Genomic DNA, 23,582 nt, shown 5'->3' with positions numbered 1-23,582 from the left:
GACTATAACAAAGTTGCCTGTAGAAAACTGTTGTATAAACGAGAGTTCAAGTTATCTTTCTTTCAGACATAAAAAAAGCCCCGATTGGGGCTTTTTTGTGAGCAGTTTTATTAAGATACTGCTGATTTTTTCAAATTACGAACCAGTAAATTCAAGGTTGCCCGGTGATGGGATAAACGCTGTTCAACCAGCTGGAATTCAACTTTCAGTTTGTCATCCATCTGGTGAATTTTTTCTGCCATAGAAGCCTTTTTCACCTGAATTTCTTGCTCTTTTAGTTTGGCCCAGTCATTTAAGGTTTGGGTAAAGGCATCATATTCCTGTGCAATCTTGGTTTTCACAGTAATGATGTCTTCAGAGACATCATGGCCATAGACCGCAAGATCCTGTTCAGCATATTTAAACTTCATTGCCAGTTCTGCTTTTTTGATATTAAAGCTAGGAATACGACGTAAGTTTTTGGCTAAACCCAGTTTAGAACAGGTCCAGATCAACCATTTGGTTGGATCGTATTGCCACCATTTCACGCCATTACGGTAATCGTACTGGAAAATGTGGTGGTAATTATGATAACCCTCACCCCAGGTGGCAATCGCAAGTACGAAGTTGTCACGTGCAGTGTTCTCGTCGGTATAAGGACGATTGCCCCACATGTGACACAGCGAGTTGATGAAGAAAGTCACATGATGGCTTAGGATTAAACGCACTAATCCACCCAGCAGCAAGACTCCCCAGACATCGCCGACTGCCCAGCCAATTGGAAGCAAAATAGCAGCATGAACGGCAATCACTAATGGAATATAGTATTTGTCCTGAAACATGACGACTTTGTCTTTTAACAGATCTGGCGCATTTTTATAGTTTGCCACACCTGATGGATAATCACGTAACATCCAGCCGATATGTGCATACCAGAAACCTTTGTTGATCGAGTACGGATCTTGATCCACATCATCGACATGACGATGATGAGTACGGTGACCAGATGCCCAGAACAAGATACTATTCTGTACAGCAAATGTACCCATAATCATTAAGATGATTTTTAATGGTAGAGTGGCTTCATAAGCACGATGTGCCCACAGGCGATGGTATCCTGCTGTAATGCCAAGGCTGCTTACGCCCAGTAAAACAAACATGCTGATCCAAGCGGCGGCGCTAAAATCATGGTGATACGCATATAACGGAATTGCAATCAGGGCGACAATGGGTAATAACACCAATGCAAACACCGCAATCCAGTTAATGGGGGCTTTGGGTAAGGGAGCATTCATCTCCAACAGCACTCCTAGAACCTCGGAAGGTTTAACAAAAAGCAGAAACCACTGTTGATTTTAACAGCAGCCTATCTTGTTTATATTAGCATGTGGCCTATAGCATCACTAGCATTATTGTACGGTTGTATTGTACTTGTCAGTAACAGGATAAGTAGGGCAAAAACGACCATTTTGCCAGTCTAGACGGGGCTTGATTTCCGACTAAGTGACTGAGGATTATCGGTCTTTTAGACTATTTAATTTGGCTAATATTAAGTGATTTAACTGTTCATCATTTCTACAATATTGCCAGAAAATTTGCAGAATATATCTCATAGAAAATTAATTTAACATTCAAGTCGAATCAATCTAAAAGTCAGACACGCTTTAATAGCTTGACATGGAATCGAGCTGTCTTAAATAAAACGATTTGAACTGATCGATAATCAGGCTGTTTTTTAGAGTTGCTGCAGCATCAGTTTTGGGTAATCGGTAATTAGCCCTTGAATTCCCCAATCACGCAGCTCTTTGGCTCGGCTCACATCATTGACCGTCCAGACACTGATATTTAATTCAGCAGCCTGGGTGGCCTGAATCAGGTCTTTGCTGGCCAGCTCATTCATCCAGCCAATATGACAGCAATCCAGTTCTAGCGCCTGATCAATCGCTTGATATTTTAGGTCGGTTTCGATGAGTAAACCGCGTTTTAGCCGGGAATTTTGCTGTTTGAAGGCTTGCAGGACTTTGGCATCAAAACTGGTAATGATGGCCGCCTGCTCATAGCCTTGCAGTTGCTGTGCAACGCCCAGTGCAATTTTCTCAGCCGCAGCTTCGGAATCGACACTTTTGATTTCGACTTCAATATGCTCAAAGTCTCGAATGACATTTAAGGTCTGATTTAAAAGGGGAGTGGCTTCGACTTTATTCCAGTCTGACCAGGTCACAGCATGATTATAGTGTGCAAGATCTTGACGACTGCATTCATATAAATGCTTTTGCAAACCTGTGGTTCGCACAAAGTCGTCATCATGCATGATGATTAAGGCATTGTCTTTGAGCTGACGCACATCAAACTCAACGGCGCGAATACCGATGTCTTGAATATATTGAAAACCGCCTAGGGTATTTTCAGGGGCTTCGCCACGTGCACCACGATGACCAATTATGCGCATAGACTGCCCATAAATTGAGAAGTTGATTTCATTGTATGCGTGCTATGTGACAAAAAGATGATAAGGCTTATTGTCGTCAGATGCACTGTAAAATCAAGATACATCTGACGCGTATTTTTAGATTTAGAATCAAGAAATAATTCTAGTTTTCGATGCTGTCATTGATATTTTTTTGCCACAGTACTTCTGAACCGCCCTCGCTGCGTTGCAAGGTGCGCGATGCTACAAATAGCCAGTCTGATAAACGGTTCAGCAGTTGTAGCGACGCTGCCTGAATATTCTGGTCGCGAGAGTGGACTGACATCACGCTACGTTCTGCCCGGCGGCAGACTGCGCGCGCCTGATGGGCAAAGCTGCAGACTAAAGTGCCAGCAGGCAGAATAAAGTCTTTGAGCATTGGCAAGGCTTCATTCATACGGTCGATATCATTTTCTAAAAAATCAATCGACACAGGTTGTACCAGATTAAAACCCGGAATACAGACTTCACCACCTAAATCGAATAACCAGTGTTGAATTAAGCTAAGAGATTTATCCCACTTGGCTTTGTCCTCAATTGTACTTAAAGCAATGTGTGAGCGAAGTACACCAATCACGGCATTCAGTTCATCGACATCACCGAGTGCATCAATACGTAAATCATCTTTGGCAACACGTGAACCATCTCCCAGACCTGTGGTGCCTGAATCGCCTGTGCGGGTATAAATTTTACTTAAGCGGTGACCCATGTAAGTTCCTTAAATAATGAAATGCTGTAAATAAAAAGAATCATGCCATAGCCATGACATGATCCCAAAAGTATTTGCTTGAACTTGGATGGGCTTAATATTTAAAGGTCACACCGGCAGATGCGAGGCGACCACCGTTGATGTAATATTCATCACCACCATATGAAGCAGTTTTAAATTTCACATCACCAATATTTTTGATATTGCTAAATAACTTAATATTAGGATTAAGATTCCAATAGCCATTTAGGTCTACAGTTGCATATCCGGGAACTTCTTCCGAATCAGCAACATTAGAGATTTTAGAGGTAGATTTTGCGATGAGTGTGGCGCTTAAACCATACAAACTATTTTCTAATCCAATCGTTGTTGAAAGTGATTGACGAGGGCGTCGAATAAGTTCTAAGCCAGTATCCTTATTTTCAGTTCTAACATAAGCATACTCGCCAATTATAAAGAAATCATCTTTTTGCCATGTTAAGCCGAATTCGCCACCTTGCATTTGGGCTTTTCTAATATTGTCATAGGTCTTATCTTTCTTCCCTACTTCGATCGGGCGAGTATCAATTAGGTTATCAACCTGAGTTTCATAGAGTGCTGCGTTTAAAGATAAACTATTTGTGAGCTGATGATCTAAACCGATTTCATACGAAATACTTTCTTCAGGTTTTAGGTCAGGATTTCCGTAAGTACCTCCCCAAGTTGCATTATCGTAAGAATAGTAAAGTTGGTTACCTGTAGGTGCTTTAAAACCAGTTCCGATATTGCTGTAAATACTAGTTTTAGCATTTAGATTATATCGACCTGCAAGTTGACCTACAATATGGCTACCAAATTCATCATGATCCTCTAGGCGTAAACCAGCTTGCGTATGAACTTTATTGGTATCGTAATTATGTTGCACATAATATCCAATACTGTCTAAATCTTGTTTTTGCCCCAAGATTGAATAACTTTCAATATTCGTCTGGTTTAAACTGGCCCCTAAAAGAAGATGCTGTGTATTAGATAATTTCCATTTTGCACTTAAATCAGCTTCATCACGTTCAGTGTTAAATAGATAGCTATTTCCGGCTCCTAATAATTCATCTTTGAAGTTTGAGTATTGTCCATTCAGTAAAAGGTTCGGTGAAACTTGAGCACTTGCTTTAGCAATAAGGACTTGGTTTAAAAAATCTTGTGAGCCGCCATAGTAAATATTAGTTCCTTCATTCTCACTAAAACTAAGACTTGCACTATATTTTTCTTTATTGAGGCCTAATTTAGCACTATAGCCTTTCTGATCGTATCCCGCGTTTACTTTAGCTTTGTTCGTTACAGGCGTACCATCACTTTCAAGGCGCTGACCTTTAATTTGAGCATATAAACCTGACTGATCTACAAAATCTGCACCAATAATAGATTTATAGGTATGATTTTCACCAATTTCATTGGTTAATGATATCCCTGTTTTTTTAGGTGTAGCAGAAATCACATTGATGACACCACCAATCGCATCTGTACCATACTGAACGGATGCAGGACCTCTTAAGACTTCAATACGTTCAATATCGCTTAAATCTATATAAGGAATATTAGAGCCACCATCTAGAGCGGTATTTAAACTGACGCCATCTTTTAAAAATAGAAGGTGCTTTGGATCTGTACCACGAAGGAACGCAGATGTCGTTTGACCAATACCACCTGATTGCACAATGTTAATAGATGCTTCTCTATTCAGTAGAGAACCTAAATCTGCAATAGGAGATTGTTGAATGGTTTTTTCATCAATCACTGAAATCCGCGCAGGTACATTTTCTATCTTTTCTTCAGAACGTGTGGCAGTCACCACAATGGTATCTAAAGAGGCTTTCGCAACTTTTTGCTCGGCAGCCTGAACAGATGAAGTGAAACCCAAGGCAAGTGCGATCGCACCTACTAAGGCAGTAGGTTGACAATGAAGTGACATGTTAAAGCTCCCTACATTCACTTCCCCGTGAATGATTGAGTTATAGAACACAACAAGCAGGTTTCCGGACTTAAATGTGCAAAGCAGCGACTTTGCTGTATATCCACCTTCCCACATCAAGATGCAGTGGTGTAAACCGAAGAGTTTAAATTGATAGACGTTTCATTTTTTACCGTTGCGGGGGCAGTGCTGGATTTACACCAGCTTCCCTAAAGCCTGAAGGCTTGGACTTGCTGCAAAGTGAGCGCAGTATAAAGTCAGTATGAGTTATATACAATCTGCATAGAGAATAATCCGGATGAACTTTACGCAAGTCAGAAAAATTGCATTACAATGATTTGCCCCAATCTTATAGATTGTTCAATACATTGGTAGATCTAGAGCCAACATAATATGCGAACCCGTGCCAAAATTTGTGGAATTACCCGAGTCGAAGATGTACATGCCGTAGTCAATGCTGGCTGTGACGCGATAGGATTTGTATTTTATCCCCCGAGTCCGCGTCATGTCACTTTAGAGCAGGCTGAAATCCTGATCCGGGCGATTCCGGCGTATGTGCAGGCTGTAGGTTTATTTGTGAATAGTCATGCAGATGAAATTCAGGATATTCTGAAAACCGTTCCACTGGATATTTTACAATTTCATGGCGATGAAACACCTGAACAGTGTCAGGCTATCGCCCAGCAGGTCGGACGCCGTTGGTATAAAGCCATCCAGGTGAAACCGGGTTTAGATATTCAAGCCGAAATTCAAGGTTATCAGGATGCAGGGGCAAGTGCTGTGCTGTTAGATGCCTGGCATCCAGATTTAAAAGGGGGCACCGGGCATAGCTTTGACTGGACTACTTTTCCAAAATTAAATATTCCGCTCATCTTGGCAGGGGGCTTAAACCCTGACAATATCGAGCAGGCAATTCTCACCACACAAGCCTATGCTGTGGATGTGAGTGGCGGTGTCGAGTCCGCAAAAGGTATAAAAGACCAACAACTCATAGAACGCTTTATGCAAGGAGTCCATCGTGGATCAGCAAAATACTAGCCAGAACAGTCAGGCAGTTGACTATACCCAATTCCCGGATGAACGCGGGCATTTCGGTATTCATGGCGGACGTTTTGTGTCAGAAACACTCATGGCGGCTTTAGAAGACTTGGAAAAGCTCTACTTCCGTATGAAAGATGATGCACAGTTTTTGGCAGAATTTGACCGTGATCTGGCGTTTTACGTCGGTCGTCCGAGTCCTTTATATCATGCTGAACGATGGTCGAAAGAGTTGGGTGGTGCGCAAATTTATCTGAAACGTGAAGACCTGAACCATACCGGTTCGCATAAGGTCAACAACACTATTGGTCAGGCCTTGCTTGCAAAATTGTCAGGTAAAAAACGTATTATTGCCGAAACAGGTGCCGGTCAGCATGGTGTAGCAACTGCCACAATTGCAGCACGTTTAGGTCTTGAGTGCGTGGTATTTATGGGCGCTGAAGATGTCAAACGTCAGGCCATGAACGTGTACCGTATGCGTTTGCTCGGTGCGACAGTTGTGCCTGTACAAAGTGGCTCTAAAACCTTGAAAGATGCCATGAACGAAGCCATGCGTGACTGGGTGACCAATGTGGATTCTACTTATTACGTGATTGGTACTGTGGCAGGTCCACATCCATATCCGCAGCTGGTTCGTGATTTCCAGTCGATCATTGGTCGTGAAGCACGCCGTCAGATTCAGGAGCAGGCAGGCCGTCTGCCAGATGCACTGGTCGCATGTGTTGGTGGTGGATCCAATGCCATGGGCTTGTTCTACCCATTCCTGAACGATCAAGACGTGAAAATGTATGGAGTAGAAGCAGCAGGTTTGGGTATTGAAACTGGTAAGCACTCTGCGCCGTTAAATGCCGGACATGTCGGTGTACTGCATGGTAACCGGACTTACCTGATGTCGGATAAAGAAGGTCAGATCATTGAAACCCATTCAATTTCTGCCGGTCTGGACTATCCGGGTGTGGGGCCAGAGCATAGCTTCCTGAAAGATATGGAACGTGTGAACTATGTGCCGATCAATGATCAGGAGGCTTTACAAGGTTTCCGCGACTTGACCAAGATTGAAGGCATTATTCCGGCGCTAGAAAGCGCACATGCCATGGCATACGTGACCAAACTTGCACCGACCATGGACAAGGATCAGATTATTATTGCGACGGTTTCAGGTCGTGGTGATAAGGACTTGATGACTGTAGCACGCATTGACGGTGTGGAAATGGTAGAGATGTAAGTTCCTTAAAGTCCTCTCCTTATAGGAGTAGGAGAGGATTTGGGAGAAGTTATTTCAAATAAAAAATCGTACCAAGTTTTCTTGGTACGATTTTTATTGGACAGATTTTGCGGGAACCTGCTTGTCTGGAGTTAAGAAAACTCACCTTGCGCGCGCTCTTTGGCCCATTCACGTAAAACAAATTTCTGCAGTTTGCCGGTCGAAGTTTTTGGAATTTCGGTAATCACCACATCCTTAGGCACTTTAAAGCGGGCCAGATGTTCACGGCAGAATTCCATAATTTCTTCTTCCGAAGCTGTCATTCCTTCTTTGAGTTCGATAAAGGCACAAGGAACTTCCTGCCAGCGTGGATCAGGCTTGGCGACTACTGCAGCAGTCAGCACCGCCGGATGCTGATACAGTACTTCTTCCACTTCAAGCGATGAAATATTTTCTCCGCCGGAAATAATCACGTCTTTGGAGCGGTCGGTAATTTTGGCATAGCCATCCGGTTGGCAAACTGCCAGATCTCCCGTATGGAACCAGCCACCGGCAAAGGCTTCTTCTGTCGCCTCAGGATTTTTCAGATAACCTTTCATCACGATATTGCCACGGAACATGATTTCACCCATGGTCTGACCATCATGCGGCACTTCCTGCATGGTATCCGGATCAAGCACTTTCATGCCATCTTGCAATGGATATGGGACGCCTTGACGAGAGTGCAGTTGTGCCTGTTCCTGAATAGACAAATCACTCCAGCCGGCCTGTGATGCACAGAGCGCAGAAGGGCCGTAGGTTTCAGTCAAGCCATAGACATGTGTCACGTTAATTCCGATATTACGCATGCCTTCAATAATTGCAGCCGGCGGGGCAGCACCCGCCACCATGACTTCGACACGATGGTCAATTTTGGTCTTTTTCTCTTCAGGCGTATTGATCAGCATTGACAGGACAATCGGTGCGCCACAGAAGTAATCGACTTTATGTTCAGCAATTAGTTTGAAAATCAGTTCGGCATCGACTTTACGCAGGCAGACGTTGGTTCCGCCGTTGGCCGCCATAGTCCATGCAAAGCACCAGCCATTACAGTGGAACAGTGGCAGTGTCCATAAATAGGTGGCACGCGGCATCATGCCACAAGCAATGATATTACTGGCGGCATTAATGTAGGCACCGCGGTGATGATAGACCACACCTTTCGGATTACCCGTGGTGCCAGAGGTGTAACTTAAGCTGATGGCATCCCATTCATCTTGAGGCAAATGCCAGTCAAAATTTGCATCGCCTTGGGCAATCCAGTCTTCATATTCGATTTGACCAATACGGCTGTCTTCACCTTCAAACTCTGCATCGGCCACATCAATCACATAGATCTCTTGTGAAACCAGCGCCAGTGCTTCGGTCGCAAGCGCTGTAAATTCAGGGTCGACCAATAAGACTTTGCTTTCAGCATGTTCCAGCATAAAGGCGAGCGTCTTGGCATCCAGACGGGTATTTAAGGTATTGAGTACCGCACCTGCCATCGGCACAGCAAAGTGCGCTTCAATCATGGCAGGGACGTTAGGCAGCAGGACAGACACGGTATCATTTTTACCGATGCCTAATTTTTGGAGTTGGTTGGCAAACTGACGGCAGCGATTGTATTTCTCACGCCAGGTAATGCGGCGCTGACCATGAATAATCGCATTTTGATTCGGATAGATATAAGCTGCACGATCTAGATAGCGTAAAGGTGACAAGGCTACAAAATTTGCGGGGGTACGCGGTAATTCATCGTATGCGCTAACCATGGTAAAACTCCGTTGTATCGTTATTTTCATATCCTTTTGAAAAGATATGCACTTCTTCGAAATCTTGCATTTATGCTTTAGTCGAGTAAATTAATATAAATTTTAAGTCATTGAATATTAATTAAAATATTTAGCCCTATTTGATTTTTTTGAACCCGTGGGTTCCCATATTTGATTTTTTAGGTATTTTACTCTAATTGAGTCAGTAAAATAATATGAGCCAGAGAATAATAATGAAAATACAACAGGCGAATGCAGTCTGGCGAAACTGGTCAGGGAGTCAGCACAGCGCTCCTCAAGTTTTTCAGCCCAGAGAAATAAGCGAATTACAAGGTTTGGTGAAGTCACAGGCAAAGATTCGTGCAGTAGGTGCGGGGCATTCATTTAGTGCTTTGGCTAAAACCAATGATGTGCTGCTTCATCTCGATCATTTAAAAGGTGTGGTGGCTTTGGATGAGGCAAAAGTTCAATGTACCGTGCACGCTGGTACGCGTTTATATGATTTAGGTGAATATCTTGCCCCGATCAATCAAGCTTTACCCAATCAGGGTGATATTGATCAGCAAAGTCTGGCGGGAGCGATTTCCACGGGAACGCATGGCACCGGCATCGATTTACCCTGTTTATCTGCTTTTGTGGACGGTTTTGAATTGCTGACTGCAGATGGAGAGCTGTTGCAATGTGATCGTCAGCAAAATGCGGACATCTTCCAAGCGGGGCGTGTGGCGTTAGGTAGTCTGGGGATATTGACCAAAATTACCCTGCAAAATCGTCCGCGCTATAAATTAAAAGAACAGATTCGGCTGTGTCCATTAAAAGAAGTATTTGCGCATATCGATCAATGGAAACATCAGCACCGGCATATTGAATTTTGGGCTTTTCTTCATTCTGATCAGGTCATGCTAAAAACCCTGGATGAAACGAATGATGAAATTCAGCCAAGGCAGGAGAACTGGCCATCTGAAGATGCGTTATTGACTTTGTGTTCTGAATTGACCCGATTTATTCCTGCATCTAATCCTTATCTGCAAAAATTATTGGGTGTTTTTGTTAAACCGAGTTGTTATGTGGATTGGTCATCCCGGATTTTTCCGACTCCGCGTCAGACCAGATTTAACGAAATGGAATATCAGCTTCCGGTCGATTCCGGCTTGCAGTGTCTGGACGAGGTTCTGCGTGTTTTACGCAAACATCGAGTGCCGATGTTCTTTCCAGTCGAGTTTCGTTATGTCAAAGCCGATGAGATATGGCTGAGTCCTTTTTATCAGCGTGATTCGGTTTCGATTTCGATTCATCAGTTTTATAAACAGGATTGCCGAGCTATTTTCGATCTGGTCGAGCCGATTTTTCAGAAGTATCAGGGACGGCCACATTGGGGAAAGTTGCACAGCATGACAGCCGCTTCGCTGTGTGATCTTTACCCAAAATGGGATGATTTTATGAGATTGCGCCAGCAACTGGATCCGCAGCAAAAATGGCTGAATCCGCATTTACAGCAGTTATTTTTGTCTGAATAGCAGGAGCGAATTATGCAATCGAAGTATTTTCAGCAACTGACCCGAGATTTGCAGCAGCAGGGAACTGGTACACCGCAACTGATTCTGGATCTGGCTCAATATCAGCAGAATCTGGAGATTGTACAGGCAAAAATCCCTGCGCAGCTCAAGCCGCGTCTGGTGGTGAAGTCTCTAGCCAGTATCCAGCTACTCAAACTGGCCAGTGAAAAGCTGAATACCCGACGATTTATGGTATTTCATTTACCCCATCTTTTAGAAATGATGAGAGCATTTGAACAGGCTGATATCTTGCTGGGTAAACCGATGCCAATTCATGCGGTACAAGGTTTTTATCAAAACGTTCCTGAACAAAATAAAGCAAATGATCAAAGCAATATTCAATGGCTGATCGATGACATAAAGCGCTTGAAGCAATATCTGCAATTCGCTCAAGAATCTAATCTTCAGTTAAATATCAATATTGAAATTGATGTCGGCTTACATCGTGGTGGGGTGAGTAGTCAGCAACAGTTAATAGCCTTACTCAAACTCATTCAGCAATATCCCGACGCTCTCAGGCTTTCAGGGTTGATGGGCTATGATGCACATGTCGCCAAATTGCCGAATATTTTGAAAAGCCCCGAAAAAAGTTATCAGCAATCGCAGCAGATTTATCAACAATATAAAAATACTATTCAGCAGCAATTCCCCGATTTATGGCGGGCAGATTTGTGTTTTAACGGTGGTGGCAGTCCGACCTTTATGCAGCACTGCCAGCAGAGTGTCTGTAATGATCTGGCTTTTGGCTCGATGCTGCTCAAACCCAGTGACTTCGATCTGGACAATTTATCCGTTTTAAAATGTGCGCTCTGGATTGCCACACCGATTTTAAAGGTATTGTCTTATAGCCAGATTCCGGGTCTGGAAATGCTGAATCATTTGCCGCATCGGCATAAAGCACTGTTTATCTATGGTGGCTATTGGCAGGCAGATTATATTTATCCTGAAAAAAGCCGGCCGCATCTGTTGTATGGTCGCAGTAGTAATCAGGAAATGCTTCAGGTACCTAGGCAATGCAATATTCATGTCGATGATTATGTGTTTTTAAGGCCGACACAAAGTGAAGCCATCATTCCGCAATTTGCCCAGCTCTATGTTTATCGTGAGAGAACATTTATTGAGTGGCAGACTTTCCGGGAATAACCACATTTTGAATTAAGAGATGAGCCTAAGTCTTTAAAGATCAGGGAAAGATTTGGGGGTAAATCTGATTTTTATTGGGGAAAAGGTTTAATCATGCGGCCAAGCCGTGTAAAATTCGAATCGATTTTATTTATCCACCGTTTTTATCTTTTGAGGTTTTCCTCGATCATAATCTCGCGGTGACATGCTCCATGGTACGGGGCATCACTCCTTAAGGATTTCTTATGCCAATTATCACTTTGCCAAATGGCGATCAAAAACAGTTTGATCAAGCCGTATCTGTGATGGACGTTGCACTCAGCATTGGTCCTGGTCTTGCAAAAAATACCGTTGCTGGTCGTGTAAACGACCGTTTAGTGGATGCGTCTGATCTCATCACTGAAGATGCAACCTTACAAATTATTACGCCTAAAGACGAAGCCGGTGTCGAAATTATTCGTCACTCTTGCGCGCATTTGGTGGGTCATGCGGTTAAGCAACTGTTCCCAGAAGCAAAGATGGTCATTGGTCCTGTCATTGAAGAAGGTTTCTACTATGACATCTGGATGCCACGTCCATTCACATTAGACGACATGGCAGCCATCGAAGAGCGTATGAAAAAGCTCATCGATCAAGACTATGATGTTGTGAAAAAAATGACCCCGCGTGACGAAGTGATTGCAGAATTCACAGCGCGTGGCGAAGAATACAAATTACGCTTGATCAACGACATGCCTGAAGAAACACAAATGGGCTTGTACTACCATCAAGATTACTTGGATATGTGCCGTGGTCCGCACGTTCCAAATACCAAATTCTTAAAATCGTTCAAGCTGACTAAAATCTCGGGCGCTTACTGGCGCGGTGATGCGAAAAACGAACAATTACAACGTATTTATGGTACAGCGTGGGCAGACAAGAAACAGCTTGCAGCTTATGTAAAACGTATTGAAGAAGCAGAAAAACGCGATCACCGTAAAATTGGTAAAGCGCTAGACTTGTTCCATATGCAAGAAGAAGCACCGGGTATGGTGTTCTGGCATCCGAACGGCTGGACCATTTACCAGGTACTTGAACAATACATGCGTAAAGTTCAGCAAGACAACGGCTATGAAGAAATCCGTACCCCGCAAGTGGTTGATTTCACGCTGTGGGAAAAATCAGGACATGCTGCCAACTATGCAGACAACATGTTCACCACGCATTCTGAAAACCGTAACTACGCGGTTAAACCAATGAACTGTCCTTGTCACGTACAAGTGTTCAACCAGGGTTTAAAATCATACCGTGATCTTCCGGTACGTCTGGCAGAATTTGGTTCATGTCACCGTAACGAGCCATCAGGTTCTTTACACGGCATTATGCGTGTACGTGGCTTTACCCAAGATGATGCGCATATCTTCTGTACCAAAGAACAGATTGGGCCTGAAGTTGCAGACTTTATCAAATTGACACTCGACGTATACAAAGATTTTGGCTTCGAAGAAGTACAAATGAAATTATCAACACGTCCTGAAAAACGTGTCGGTGATGACAAACTTTGGGATATGGCTGAAAAATCTTTAGCAGATGCTTTAGATGCTGCGGGTCTTGAATGGGAGCTTCAGCCGGGCGAGGGTGCATTCTATGGTCCAAAGATTGAATTCTCTCTGAAAGACTGTCTGGGGCGTGTCTGGCAGTGTGGTACCATTCAGTGTGACTTTAACTTGCCAGAACGTTTAGATGCGTCTTATGTCACAGAAGATAACGACCGCGATCAGCCAGTAATGTTACATCGTGCAATTCTTGGCAGTTTTGAACGTTTTATTGGTATACTGATTGAACACTACGCAGGTTTCATGCCACCTTGGTTGGCGCCGATGCAAGCGTGTGTGATGAATATTACCGATTCTCAGGCAGAAGCATGTGAGTCAGTTGTCGCAAAACTTAAAGAAAACGGTATTCGTGCAATTTCTGACTTGAGAAATGAGAAAATCGGCTTTAAGATTCGTGAACGTACTTTAGAGCGTATTCCTTACTTACTGGTACTTGGGGACCGTGAAGTTGAAGAAGGTACAGTAAACGTCCGTACCCGCTCAGGAAAAAATTTGGGTACTATGTCAATCGATGCTTTCGTTGACCTAGTAAAAGCAGCCGTTGCCGAACGCGGCCGGTACATTGTGGAGTAACAGCGATTAAACAGCCTGACCGTAATCAACAGGGCGGTAACAAATCAAACCGTCCTGCCTTGAATGATGAAATTCGTGCGAAAGAAGTCCGTCTTGTAGACGAAAATGGTGAGCAAAAAGGGATTGTAAGCTTAGCTGAAGCCCTGCGCGCAGCAGAAAGTGTGGAACTTGATCTTGTCGAGATCGTAGCCAATGCTGAGCCACCAGTATGTAAGATCATGGACTTCAACAAGCATTTGTTTGATCTTAAGCAAAAGCAGAAAGAAGCGAAGAAAAAACAACATCAAGTCCAGGTGAAAGAAATCAAGCTACGCCCGGGTACTGATGTTGGTGATTACAACGTAAAACTACGTGCAATCATCAAGTTCCTTGAAGAAGGTAACAAGGTGAAAATCACCCTTCGTTTCCGTGGCCGTGAAATGGCGCACCAACAGTTGGGTCTGGCTCAATTGCAAAAAATTGAAGCTGACGTGGCTGAATTCGGTACTGTTGAACAGATGCCGAAAATGGAAGGCCGTCAAATGGGTATGCTGCTTGGTCCTAAAAAGAAAAAGTAAGCACTCATGAAGCGAACAAAGCCCTGCAGATGCAGGGCTTTTTTTATGCCCTAAAATTCCAGGCAGTTTGTATGGCCTGCATAATCTGTTGAGCCTGTTGCCGGGAAAACATTGACAATTGAATCCGGAAAAACCCGAGACAGATTTGGTTGATCAGACCAGGCTGGCATAATCTAAAATCTAGCGTGCCATCGCGTTGACTGATGACATGCGCTGGAGTTCTACTCAGCCAGCGCTTGAGATGGGCTTTGAGAGAATCGTATCGCGGATTCAGAAAGCTATAGTGTACCGAGTGCCGTTTTAAGCAGAGGCTGATCCGGAAACCGGCCAAAGTATAATAAATTGCCTGAGACGTTATTTTTAGTTTGGTTCCCAGCATGAGCAACGAAAAACCAAGAAAGCCGCCGATATAAACATAAAAGCCAGGCGATTCCTGCCATAAAAATAACAATCCTTGCAGAAAGCTGGAATTGCTACGCAGACTGCTTAAATAAAAAATGCTGAATATGCCAACCGGATAACAGAGTAGTAAATATCCGATAGCGCGCATGATCGGACTACTCTGATGAAACAAGATTTTTTCTGACGCGTTCATAGCTTATTTTTATGATCATAAAGCGTATTATTTTAATGAGCTTAGATAATCTGGAGTCAAAAAGAAAGGCCCTTTTGGGCCCTTCTTTTAAGTCAAATCCAGCTTATTCAACTGATTTTTCATCATTTTCGATCAGCAGTTTATTGCCAATCGGAATTTGGCGCGGCAATTTCTCTTCTGGAATGATACGTTGCAAGTCAATGATCAATAGACCATTTTCATAATCTGCCTGTTGTACTTCAATATATTCATCCAGACGCAAAGACAATTTAAATGTACGTCGTGCAATGCCTTTGTGCAAGAATTCGGTATGGTCATTGTTCTGGTTTTCAGGCTTACCTAAAATGGTCAGTAACTTATTTTCCAGACGAATGTCGAGTTCTTCTTGACGGAAACCCGCAGTTGCGACCACAATCCGATAATTATTTTCGCCATGCTTTTCGATATTATACGGGGGATAATTCGGCGCATCACTTTGCATGGCATAGTCAATAAAGTCATTCAAGCGATCAAAACCGATACTACGACGAAACAGAGGATGAAGATTTAAGTTGCTCATGATTAGAACCTTCTCGATTAAGCAAAGTTATAAAAACAAGAAAATAAGATCTGTCATGTCAGACATCGACAGTACATAAGATTGACGCAATCCTTATGCACAAATAAATATGTGTCTGCTGTAAAAATTTTCAAGATAAAAAATAAAAAAATACATGAATTTTTATTAAGATAATGATATTTATATAAAAATATTTTTAAAATACAGACTTGTTGTTTCTGGCTGAATCCTCTATGTTGAATGCATCATGGCATAGATAAAGTGCAGGGAGTATTAAAAAAATGATCGATTTATATTATTGGGGCACCCCCAATGGCCATAAAATTAGCATTGCTTTGGAAGAAATGGGGCTGAAGTATCAAATTTTTCCGATTAATATTCTGGAAAATGACCAGTTCCAGTCTGACTTTCTGGCTATTTCTCCTAACAATAAAATTCCGGCGATGGTCGATCAGGAAGGGCCAGATGGCCAGCCGATTTCAATCTTTGAATCGGGTGCGATTTTGCAGTATTTAGGTCGTAAAACCGGCATGTTCTATCCGACAGATGAAATCAAACGTATTCAGGTAGAACAATGGCTGATGTGGCAAATGGGTGGACTAGGCCCGATGCTTGGGCAAAATCATCACTTTAGCCGTTTTGCGCCTGAGCGTATCGCCTATGCCACCGAGCGTTATGTCAATGAAAGCAAACGTCTGTATGGCGTGCTAAACAAGCAGCTGGTCGGGCAGGATTATGTGGCTGGTGAATACTCGATTGCCGATATGGCGATATTCCCGTGGTTGTTGCGACACGACTGGCAGCAGATTAACCTGGCAGATTATCCTGAAGTGGCTAAATATATCGATCGCTTGAATGCACGTCCTGCAGTTCAGAAAGCGCTTGCTATACAGGTCAGTTAAGCTGCAGCCTTTATGCTAAAATAGCCTTAAATAAATAAAGCCACCCTTAAGGTGGTTTTTTATTGGATGGATATATGAACGATTTTCTTCTGAATTTTACCAAGATTGTTGAAAGCAATACCCGAATTTACTGGAGTATTCTCTTCGGTATTGCTGCATGTTTAGTACTTTATATTGCTGAAATTGTACATATTGATCAGGTAATTGCTGCTCTCAATACCAAAGATCAGCAGATTTTGCGTGCAGCGATTGAACCCATTACCCAGCAGTATAAATGGGGACGGATCATGGCAATGGTGGCAGCAGTACTGTGGTCCAGCTGGGAATATAGCAAAGCCAAGAAAAAACTGCGTTTAAGCCGTTAATACTGGCATGAGCCTGTTTCTGCTCTTTCTATCAGCCTTCGGTGCAGCGACATTACTGCCTTTACAGTCTGAAGCTGTGCTGCTTGGTCTTTTGGTACAGGCAAGCCATAGTGTGGCACTGTTAATTGCCGTGGCCAGTCTGGGGAATATTCTGGGTTCCTGTGTCAACTGGTATCTGGGGCTCAAAATCGAGCATTATAAAAATAAAAAATGGTTTCCGGTGTCAGAAGACAAGATGCTCAAGGCACAAATGATATATCAGAAATATGGCTATTGGTCTTTGCTGCTGAGCTGGGTGCCTATTATTGGAGATCCCATTACTTTAATTGCAGGACTACTGAAAGAAAACTTTGCCCGATTTTTACTCATTGTCAGCCTGGCGAAAATTGGACGTTATCTGTTTATTTATGCGGCTTTTGCCCTGTTCTAAACCTGAAGCGATTTTTCTGATTCTGTTTTGCGCACTATTTTTAAAGTGAAATCATAAAACCATCCTGTTTAAATTCGCTTATTGGATGAAGATGCTTTTGTTTTAAACAAAGATGCTTTAGAATACTCGCTCCCTTACCTGCAGGTCGTTTTGTAATGGTGCAAACGAGCCGAACAGGTGTTCAAAAGAGGTTGTTATGCCTAAGATGAAAACTCGCCGTGGTGCAGCTAAACGCTTTAAAGCGACTGCTAACGGTTTTAAGCGTAAACAAGCGTTCAAACGCCACATTTTGACCAAAAAATCTGCTAAGCGTATTCGTCAATTGCGCGGCTGTGTAATGGTTCACGTAAGTGACGTTGCTTCAGTTCGTCGTATGTGCCCGTACATCTAAGGAGATTATAAATGGCTCGTGTAAAACGTGGTGTACAGGCTCATCGCCGTCACAAAAAAATTCTTGCTCGCGCTAAAGGTTACTATGGTGCTCGTTCACGCGTTTACCGCGTAGCGTTCCAGGCGGTAATCAAAGCTGGTCAATATGCATACCGTGACCGTCGTCAGAAGAAACGTCAATTCCGCGCTTTGTGGATTGCACGTATCAATGCTGGTGCACGTCAAAACGGTTTGTCATACAGCCGCATGATTTCTGGCTTGAAAAAAGCTCAAGTAATCATTGACCGTCGCGTTCTTGCTGACATCGCTATGCATGACGCAGTTGCGTTTGCTGCGATTGCTCAAAAAGCAAAAGATGCGTTGGCTGCATAAGTCTTTATGACTTGAAAAAAGACCGTCATTTGGCGGTCTTTTTTTGCCTGAAAAATGGGAAATAGCTAATGCGCGATTTTCGTGAAATATGGTCGCCCATCGATCAGACTAAAAAAAGTTAAGTTTGCGAATAACGACACCGATACTATTTCAGAAAAATGGGCTGAAACTAATACTGTAATCTGCTTGAATTTAACCTTTTATTCCCATCTTTACTGAGCAATAAAAAGAGCATTATCTCGAGCGCTGAGTAAAAAATAATTGCGGTTAAATTCAAATAATCGAAAAAATATCAAACCCTGGTTGAGTTGAGATTCAATTGTTTGATGAATGATCAAAACTCATCGCGAAAACCGACAGCATTATTTCAAGCTCATCTCTGCTGTCGAATATCAATATATCCACTGGATTCGGCTAAGTTTTATCCAAGAAGTTAATATTTTCTTGCTGAAATCTTAAAGACCAAAATAGTAGCCAATCAGACAGATAATCACGGTAATCACAATCAAGGTCAGTACATTTGCAGAATTAGATTTGCCCGGATCTTGAGGTTTTTCCGCTTTAGATATTTTGGGCGAACGGTGTTCGGTACTCATACCCACAAATGGGTCAGGCGCAACTTTTGGGGTGAGCTGTGCAGTTTTATAGTGGTTGGCAACTTTGCTGATGAATTTGGCACTTAAATCATCAATTTTTTGTGAAAAGTGGCGTAAATTGAGCTGCTGATCTGGGCTCAGGACTTCACCATCTGACGTATAGGGATGTTGAATTTTAGTTTGAATAAACTCATTTAAGGCATCTAGCCGGTATAAAGTCTGATGCGCATAATCAGCTGAATAGTCGGTTGGAATCAGGGCCAAATGACTTTCTGTATCTGCCTGAATTGCCGGTATCGTGCCGTAGTATGGAAGATTGGTATACGCCGGTTCTATAAAATCTTGAGCTAGGCTGCTTTCAAATAACTCATAATTGGTATAAGCCTGAATATCATCCCAGTTCGGTGCTTCCAGATCTGTGTCAATACGCTTGGCCAGTTTGGGATTCAGCTCATAACACCAGAATGTTTCATGACGTAAAGGGGATTGCTGCGATTTAGGCGCTTCGTAATCATTGTCTGCGCTATACCATTCCGGCAATTCTTTGCCAATAATCCAGGCAGTTTTGGCTTTGGCACCATGGCTGACGATAAAATGCGCCAGAGGTAGCAGCTCGACATTGGCATTCGGATTTTTTTCATCAACCAGTAAATCCGAGCGATGCAAGCTTAGTCGGCGAACCCCTTGTTTTTTAAGTCCTTCCAGCCAAATCTGAAAATGCTGGGCCAATAGGTGCTGTGACATCAGATCCCGGAAGGCAAACTGATGCTGATTAAAAATGGAATGTTGAATCCAACGATTGAAACTCAGGTCCTGAGTCAGATACTCATTGCCATAAGTGACCAAGGTCAGCTGCTGTTTCCAAATTTGATCGAGTGCCATAGTGATTTGATCTGATTGATATTGTGTTTATCTTATACTTTTTATATTTAATCATGCCAATCTAATTTTCCTTAAAACGTATCTTCATCAAAGTGTCTAAAAACTGTTAGAATGTGGGGTTTTAAAATATTTTTTAACCTGTTGCTTTGAGAGTTACTATGTCACTGGAAGCCCTGACCACTGAAGCGCTCGCTGCGATTGCAGCAGCAGAAGACCTTGCTGCACTTGATCAAGTACGAGTGCAATTTACGGGGAAAAAAAGCCAGCTCGCGGAACAATCTAAGTCGCTTGGTAAAATGGATCCTGAACAACGTAAAGTCTTCGGTGCACAAATCCATGCTGTACGCGAAGCCATTACCGCTGCATTAACATCACGTCAAGCTGAACTGCATAAAGCGGCGTTAGAACAAAAATTGGCAAGCGAAACCATTGATATTACCTTGCCAGGTCGTGGTCAACAGGTGGGCAGTATCCACCCTGTGACCCAGGTACAAGAGCGTATTTGTCAGTTCTTTACCAAAGCCGGTTTTACGGTGGCCACTGGTCCTGAAGTTGAAGATGACTATCATAACTTTGAAGCGCTGAATATTCCGGGGCATCACCCGGCGCGTGCCATGCATGACACCTTTTACTTCGATGTAAATCATTTGCTACGTACGCATACGTCTGGTGTACAGATCCGTACGATGGAAACACAACAGCCACCGATCCAGATCGTGTGTCCGGGCCGTGTCTATCGTTGTGACTCGGATCAAACCCATTCGCCAATGTTCCATCAGATCGAAGGTTTGTATGTGGCTGAAAATACCAGCTTCGCAGAACTGAAAGGTTTGTTGATTAACCTGCTGAATGAATTCTTCGAAAAAGATTTGAAAGTACGCTTCCGTCCATCTTATTTCCCGTTCACTGAGCCGAGTGCTGAAGTGGATATCATGGATGAACGCGGTCGCTGGTTAGAAGTTTTGGGCTGCGGTATGGTGCATCCAAATGTGCTACAAGCTGCCGGCATTGACCCTGAGAAATACAAAGGCTTTGCTTTCGGACTGGGCGTAGAACGTTTTGCGATGTTGCGCTACGGTGTGAACGACTTACGTATGTTCTTCCAGAATGATGTGCGTTTCTTACGCCAGTTTGCTTAAAACTTTTTATTTAATCCTCTCCTAACCTCTCCTTTAAGAAAGGAGAGGGACTCCACGAAATAAATGGGGTTCTCCCCCTTAGAAAAGGGGGAGTCAGAGGGGGATTCTAGAGATTTGAATTACAGGTTTTATATCAATGAAAATTAGCGAAAATTGGCTACGCACATGGGTCAACCCAGCCATCGATAGCGACAAGCTTTCTGATCAATTGACCATGTTGGGTCTTGAAGTTGATGAACTTGCTCCTGCAGCAAAAGCATTTACAGGCGTAGTGGTTGGTGAAGTTCTGACAGTAGAACAGCATCCGGATGCAGACCGTTTACGTGTGACCACTGTGAATATCGGTACAGCTGAGCCATTACAAATCGTCTGTGGCGCGCCAAACGTACGTGCAGGCATGAAAGCGCCTGTAGCAACCATTGGTGCGGTATTGCCGGGTGATTTCAAAATCAAGAAAGGCAAGCTACGTGGTATTGAGTCTCAAGGGATGCTGTGCGGCGCTTCTGAGATTGATCTCGAAGATAAAATTGACGGTCTGTTAGAGCTACCAGACGACGCAGCTGTGGGTGTCAACATTCGTGAATATCTGGATCTTGATGACAATGTGATTGACATCAGTATCACGCCGAACCGTGGTGACTGTTTCAGCATTCGCGGGATCGCACGTGAAATTGGTGTGATTAACCAATTGCCAGTGACTGCGCCTGAAATTAAAGAAGTGACTGCAACCATTGCTGATGAAAAGCAGGTTGTAGTCAGCACTGAAGGCTGTCCACGTTACTTAGGTCGTGTGATCAAAAACGTCAATACCAAGGCAGCGACTCCTGTATGGATGGAACGCGCATTAGCACGTTCAGGTATTCGTCAGCACAGTATTCTGGTCGATATTACCAACTATGTCTTGATGGAGCTGGGTCAACCGCTACATGCATTTGATGCTGCTAAAGTGCAAGGCGCAGTCCATGTACGTCAAGCCACTGCGGACGAAAAACTTGTGCTTTTAAACGAGCAAGACGTTGAGCTTTCTGACAACGTGATGGTGATTGCGGATGACGAAAAAGCATTGGCGATTGCCGGTATCATGGGTGGCCTGTCTTCAGCAGTCAGTGATGCAACCACTGAAATTTTCCTGGAATCTGCTTTCTTCGCACCATTACATATTGCCGGTCGTGCCCGTAGCTTTGGTTTACATACGGATGCCTCACAACGTTATGAACGTGGTGTGGACTTTGAATTGCCATTAATTGCAATGCACCGTGCATCTCAGCTTATTTCTGAGCTGGCTGGCGGTGAATTTGGACCAATCACCGTGGCGGAAAAAGCTGAACTTCTGCCAAAACGTGATGCGATTGAATTAAACCAAGCTCAAGTCGATCAGTTATTAGGTTATAAAGTTGAAAGCGATTTTATTACTGATGCCTTGACACGCCTTGGTTGCACGGTGATGGTAAAAGCAGAAGGCGAATGGTCTGTAGTTCCGCCATCACATCGTTATGATATGGTGATTTATCAGGATTTGATTGAAGAAGTTGCACGTATTCATGGCTATGACAACATTCAAATCAGTCTGCCTGTGATTGATGTGAAGTTGGCCAAATACCAGGATCAGTTTGAACTGGGTCAATTACGTCAAACGGCGGTGACTTTAGGCTATCAAGAGGCGATCAGTTTTAGCTTCGCTGACTTGAAGCTTGAAAAGCAACTTAATTCCGGTGTGAATCCATTAGCATTAGCAAATCCAATTTCAAGTGATTTGGCTGTCATGCGTTCTACCTTGTTGTCTAGTCTGATCCCTTGTGTTCAGTACAATGTTAACCGTCAGCAAAGCCGTGTACGCTTCTTTGAACTGGGTTTACGTTTTGACTATCAGGAAGCCAGCAGCATTCATGATTTAAAACAGATTCCAACCTTTGCGCTGATTGCAACCGGTTCACGTCATGTTGAATCTTGGCATGCTAAACCTGCTGCAATGGACTTCTTTGACTTTAAAGGTGATGTAGAAGAAATTCTGGCTGCCGGCCGTGTCAAAGTGGAATATGTACGTTCAGAGCGTAGCTGGTTACACCCAGGTCAATCCGCAGAAATTCTCGTGAATGGTCAATCAATTGGTTACCTAGGGCGTCTACATCCTTCTCTGGAAGACGAGCTTGATCTGGCAACGACTTGGGTGGCAGAATTGGATCAAACGGCTGTTTTGCAAACTTATGTATCTAATTTTACAGAATTATCACGTTTTCCATCGGTTCGACGTGATATTGCGCTTTTAATTAGTGATAAGATTAATGTTAGCGAAATTCAGGGACTTATCGAAAAAACAGGTGGGGAGCTTTTAGACTCGACGTGGTTATTCGATGTGTACACTGGACAAGGAGTAGAAGAAGGGAAACGCTCACTGGCATTTGCACTTCTCTGGCAGCATCCAAGCCGTACACTGGAAGATGCTGAAATTAAATCAGGTATGGATAATATCCTTCAAGTGTTAGAAAACACTTACCAAGCGACATTGAGGGCTTCATGACAGCACTAACTAAAGCAGAAATGGCTGATCATTTAAGTGAGCTCACGAGTTTAAACCGTCGTGAAGCAAAACAAATGGTTGAGTTGTTTTTCGATGAGATCAGCCAAGCGCTGATCTCAGGCGAACAAGTAAAACTTTCGGGTTTTGGTAACTTCGAGTTGCGTGATAAGCGTCAACGTCCAGGCCGTAATCCTAAAACGGGTGAAGAAATTCCGATTTCTGCACGCCGTGTGGTGACCTTCCGTGCGGGACAGAAGTTCCGTCAACGTGTGGGAAATGAGCAGATCAACTGA

General features: G+C 43.4%; 22 protein-coding genes and 1 riboswitch. Of the genes, 14 read left to right on the top strand and 8 right to left on the bottom strand.

Annotated elements, in window-relative coordinates:
* Positions 1–110: 110 nt before the first annotated feature.
* The 4 genes from FTV30_RS09250 to FTV30_RS09235 all read right to left on the bottom strand — a co-directional run bounded on the left by FTV30_RS09250 (position 111) and on the right by FTV30_RS09235 (position 5,103).
* Complete coding sequence (locus FTV30_RS09250; RefSeq protein ID WP_005095770.1) at positions 111–1,274, bottom strand: acyl-CoA desaturase; 1,164 nt, start codon at positions 1,272–1,274, stop codon at positions 111–113.
* 440 nt (positions 1,275–1,714) lie between these two features.
* Positions 1,715–2,428 carry a glycerophosphodiester phosphodiesterase gene (locus FTV30_RS09245; protein ID WP_180001473.1) on the bottom strand — a complete coding sequence of 238 codons (714 nt, stop codon included), beginning with the start codon at positions 2,426–2,428 and terminating at the stop codon, positions 1,715–1,717.
* Between the two features lie 142 nt (positions 2,429–2,570).
* The gene (locus FTV30_RS09240) at positions 2,571–3,155 is read right to left on the bottom strand and encodes a cob(I)yrinic acid a,c-diamide adenosyltransferase (protein ID WP_180001472.1); all 585 of its coding nucleotides are present in this window, start codon (positions 3,153–3,155) and stop codon (positions 2,571–2,573) included.
* 94 nt (positions 3,156–3,249) lie between these two features.
* Positions 3,250–5,103 carry a TonB-dependent siderophore receptor gene (locus FTV30_RS09235; protein ID WP_180001471.1) on the bottom strand — a complete coding sequence of 618 codons (1,854 nt, stop codon included), beginning with the start codon at positions 5,101–5,103 and terminating at the stop codon, positions 3,250–3,252.
* 37 nt (positions 5,104–5,140) lie between these two features.
* Positions 5,141–5,352, bottom strand: a riboswitch (cobalamin riboswitch).
* 144 nt (positions 5,353–5,496) lie between these two features.
* Between FTV30_RS09235 and FTV30_RS09230 the strand changes: the two genes are divergently transcribed.
* On the top strand, positions 5,497–6,141 hold the full coding sequence (locus FTV30_RS09230; RefSeq protein WP_180001470.1) for a phosphoribosylanthranilate isomerase: 645 nt from the start codon (positions 5,497–5,499) through the stop codon (positions 6,139–6,141).
* A complete protein-coding gene (gene trpB / locus FTV30_RS09225; RefSeq protein WP_180001469.1) occupies positions 6,122–7,366 on the top strand; it encodes a tryptophan synthase subunit beta in 1,245 nt (414 codons plus the stop codon). The genes FTV30_RS09230 and trpB overlap by 20 nt, the downstream gene beginning before the upstream one ends.
* A gap of 131 nt (positions 7,367–7,497) precedes the next feature.
* On the opposite strand, the gene FTV30_RS09220 is transcribed toward trpB, so the two are convergent.
* Positions 7,498–9,138 (bottom strand): acyl-CoA synthetase, encoded by a 1,641-nt coding sequence (locus FTV30_RS09220; protein WP_180001468.1) that lies wholly within the window; start codon positions 9,136–9,138, stop codon positions 7,498–7,500.
* Positions 9,139–9,371: 233 nt separating this feature from the next.
* Between FTV30_RS09220 and FTV30_RS09215 the strand changes: the two genes are divergently transcribed.
* The 4 genes from FTV30_RS09215 (at position 9,372) to infC (ending at position 14,541) form a co-directional block, all read left to right on the top strand.
* A complete protein-coding gene (locus FTV30_RS09215; RefSeq protein ID WP_180001467.1) occupies positions 9,372–10,655 on the top strand; it encodes a D-arabinono-1,4-lactone oxidase in 1,284 nt (427 codons plus the stop codon).
* 12 nt (positions 10,656–10,667) lie between these two features.
* Positions 10,668–11,837, top strand: coding sequence for an alanine racemase (locus tag FTV30_RS09210; protein WP_180001466.1), 1,170 nt, complete (start codon positions 10,668–10,670; stop codon positions 11,835–11,837).
* A 224-nt stretch (positions 11,838–12,061) separates the two neighbouring features.
* Entirely contained in the window at positions 12,062–13,984 is a 1,923-nt protein-coding gene (gene thrS / locus FTV30_RS09205) for a threonine--tRNA ligase (protein WP_005095787.1), read from the top strand.
* 59 nt (positions 13,985–14,043) lie between these two features.
* Positions 14,044–14,541, top strand: coding sequence for a translation initiation factor IF-3 (gene infC, locus FTV30_RS09200; RefSeq protein WP_004647518.1), 498 nt, complete (start codon positions 14,044–14,046; stop codon positions 14,539–14,541).
* Between the two features lie 43 nt (positions 14,542–14,584).
* Here the strand turns inward: infC and FTV30_RS09195 are convergent, their stop codons facing one another.
* Entirely contained in the window at positions 14,585–15,136 is a 552-nt protein-coding gene (locus FTV30_RS09195) for a hypothetical protein (RefSeq protein ID WP_180001465.1), read from the bottom strand.
* A 103-nt stretch (positions 15,137–15,239) separates the two neighbouring features.
* Positions 15,240–15,695: an Hsp20 family protein gene (locus FTV30_RS09190; protein WP_100355718.1), complete on the bottom strand. Its 456-nt coding sequence runs from the start codon at positions 15,693–15,695 to the stop codon at positions 15,240–15,242.
* A gap of 281 nt (positions 15,696–15,976) precedes the next feature.
* Here FTV30_RS09190 and FTV30_RS09185 point away from each other — a divergent pair, with 281 nt between their 5' ends.
* From FTV30_RS09185 to rplT, 5 genes are all read left to right on the top strand, one after another.
* Entirely contained in the window at positions 15,977–16,597 is a 621-nt protein-coding gene (locus FTV30_RS09185) for a glutathione binding-like protein (protein WP_100355717.1), read from the top strand.
* A 74-nt stretch (positions 16,598–16,671) separates the two neighbouring features.
* Positions 16,672–16,962, top strand: a complete 291-nt coding sequence (locus FTV30_RS09180; protein ID WP_100329202.1) for a hypothetical protein — start codon at positions 16,672–16,674, stop codon at positions 16,960–16,962.
* A 7-nt stretch (positions 16,963–16,969) separates the two neighbouring features.
* The gene (locus FTV30_RS09175; protein ID WP_005095796.1) at positions 16,970–17,392 is read left to right on the top strand and encodes a YqaA family protein; all 423 of its coding nucleotides are present in this window, start codon (positions 16,970–16,972) and stop codon (positions 17,390–17,392) included.
* Between the two features lie 196 nt (positions 17,393–17,588).
* Entirely contained in the window at positions 17,589–17,783 is a 195-nt protein-coding gene (rpmI, locus tag FTV30_RS09170; protein ID WP_004278281.1) for a 50S ribosomal protein L35, read from the top strand.
* Positions 17,784–17,794: 11 nt separating this feature from the next.
* Positions 17,795–18,154: a 50S ribosomal protein L20 gene (gene rplT, locus FTV30_RS09165; protein WP_005095799.1), complete on the top strand. Its 360-nt coding sequence runs from the start codon at positions 17,795–17,797 to the stop codon at positions 18,152–18,154.
* Between the two features lie 455 nt (positions 18,155–18,609).
* Here rplT and FTV30_RS09160 read toward each other — a convergent pair whose 3' ends face one another.
* On the bottom strand, positions 18,610–19,632 hold the full coding sequence (locus FTV30_RS09160) for a hypothetical protein (protein ID WP_100534580.1): 1,023 nt from the start codon (positions 19,630–19,632) through the stop codon (positions 18,610–18,612).
* Between the two features lie 158 nt (positions 19,633–19,790).
* On the opposite strand from FTV30_RS09160, the gene pheS reads away from it, so the two are divergent.
* From pheS to FTV30_RS09145, 3 genes are all read left to right on the top strand, one after another.
* Positions 19,791–20,771, top strand: coding sequence for a phenylalanine--tRNA ligase subunit alpha (gene pheS / locus FTV30_RS09155; RefSeq protein WP_005095803.1), 981 nt, complete (start codon positions 19,791–19,793; stop codon positions 20,769–20,771).
* Between the two features lie 136 nt (positions 20,772–20,907).
* On the top strand, positions 20,908–23,289 hold the full coding sequence (gene pheT / locus FTV30_RS09150) for a phenylalanine--tRNA ligase subunit beta (protein WP_074384071.1): 2,382 nt from the start codon (positions 20,908–20,910) through the stop codon (positions 23,287–23,289).
* Positions 23,286–23,582, top strand: a complete 297-nt coding sequence (locus FTV30_RS09145) for an integration host factor subunit alpha (protein ID WP_004783565.1) — start codon at positions 23,286–23,288, stop codon at positions 23,580–23,582. The genes pheT and FTV30_RS09145 overlap by 4 nt, the downstream gene beginning before the upstream one ends.

The organism is Acinetobacter sp. YH12255 (genome assembly GCF_013417355.1).
In the GTDB taxonomy this organism is placed as follows: domain Bacteria; phylum Pseudomonadota; class Gammaproteobacteria; order Pseudomonadales; family Moraxellaceae; genus Acinetobacter; species Acinetobacter pseudolwoffii.
This window is presented reverse-complemented; position numbering and strand designations above follow the sequence as displayed.

Excerpts from the sequence above, each read along its gene's own strand:
- FTV30_RS09235 (WP_180001471.1), bottom strand. The coding sequence starts at position 5,103 with ATGTCACTTCATTGTCAACCTACTGCCTTAGTAGGTGCGATCGCACTT.
- pheS (WP_005095803.1), top strand. The coding sequence starts at position 19,791 with ATGTCACTGGAAGCCCTGACCACTGAAGCGCTCGCTGCGATTGCAGCA.
- FTV30_RS09240 (WP_180001472.1), bottom strand. The coding sequence starts at position 3,155 with ATGGGTCACCGCTTAAGTAAAATTTATACCCGCACAGGCGATTCAGGC.
- FTV30_RS09195 (WP_180001465.1), bottom strand. The coding sequence starts at position 15,136 with ATGAACGCGTCAGAAAAAATCTTGTTTCATCAGAGTAGTCCGATCATG.
- FTV30_RS09215 (WP_180001467.1), top strand. The coding sequence starts at position 9,372 with ATGAAAATACAACAGGCGAATGCAGTCTGGCGAAACTGGTCAGGGAGT.
- pheT (WP_074384071.1), top strand. The coding sequence starts at position 20,908 with ATGAAAATTAGCGAAAATTGGCTACGCACATGGGTCAACCCAGCCATC.
- FTV30_RS09190 (WP_100355718.1), bottom strand. The coding sequence starts at position 15,695 with ATGAGCAACTTAAATCTTCATCCTCTGTTTCGTCGTAGTATCGGTTTT.
- rpmI (WP_004278281.1), top strand. The coding sequence starts at position 17,589 with ATGCCTAAGATGAAAACTCGCCGTGGTGCAGCTAAACGCTTTAAAGCG.
- FTV30_RS09250 (WP_005095770.1), bottom strand. The coding sequence starts at position 1,274 with ATGAATGCTCCCTTACCCAAAGCCCCCATTAACTGGATTGCGGTGTTT.
- FTV30_RS09180 (WP_100329202.1), top strand. The coding sequence starts at position 16,672 with ATGAACGATTTTCTTCTGAATTTTACCAAGATTGTTGAAAGCAATACC.
- rplT (WP_005095799.1), top strand. The coding sequence starts at position 17,795 with ATGGCTCGTGTAAAACGTGGTGTACAGGCTCATCGCCGTCACAAAAAA.
- FTV30_RS09230 (WP_180001470.1), top strand. The coding sequence starts at position 5,497 with ATGCGAACCCGTGCCAAAATTTGTGGAATTACCCGAGTCGAAGATGTA.
- FTV30_RS09160 (WP_100534580.1), bottom strand. The coding sequence starts at position 19,632 with ATGGCACTCGATCAAATTTGGAAACAGCAGCTGACCTTGGTCACTTAT.
- FTV30_RS09245 (WP_180001473.1), bottom strand. The coding sequence starts at position 2,428 with ATGCGCATAATTGGTCATCGTGGTGCACGTGGCGAAGCCCCTGAAAAT.
- FTV30_RS09145 (WP_004783565.1), top strand. The coding sequence starts at position 23,286 with ATGACAGCACTAACTAAAGCAGAAATGGCTGATCATTTAAGTGAGCTC.
- thrS (WP_005095787.1), top strand. The coding sequence starts at position 12,062 with ATGCCAATTATCACTTTGCCAAATGGCGATCAAAAACAGTTTGATCAA.
- FTV30_RS09220 (WP_180001468.1), bottom strand. The coding sequence starts at position 9,138 with ATGGTTAGCGCATACGATGAATTACCGCGTACCCCCGCAAATTTTGTA.
- FTV30_RS09185 (WP_100355717.1), top strand. The coding sequence starts at position 15,977 with ATGATCGATTTATATTATTGGGGCACCCCCAATGGCCATAAAATTAGC.
- FTV30_RS09210 (WP_180001466.1), top strand. The coding sequence starts at position 10,668 with ATGCAATCGAAGTATTTTCAGCAACTGACCCGAGATTTGCAGCAGCAG.
- FTV30_RS09175 (WP_005095796.1), top strand. The coding sequence starts at position 16,970 with ATGAGCCTGTTTCTGCTCTTTCTATCAGCCTTCGGTGCAGCGACATTA.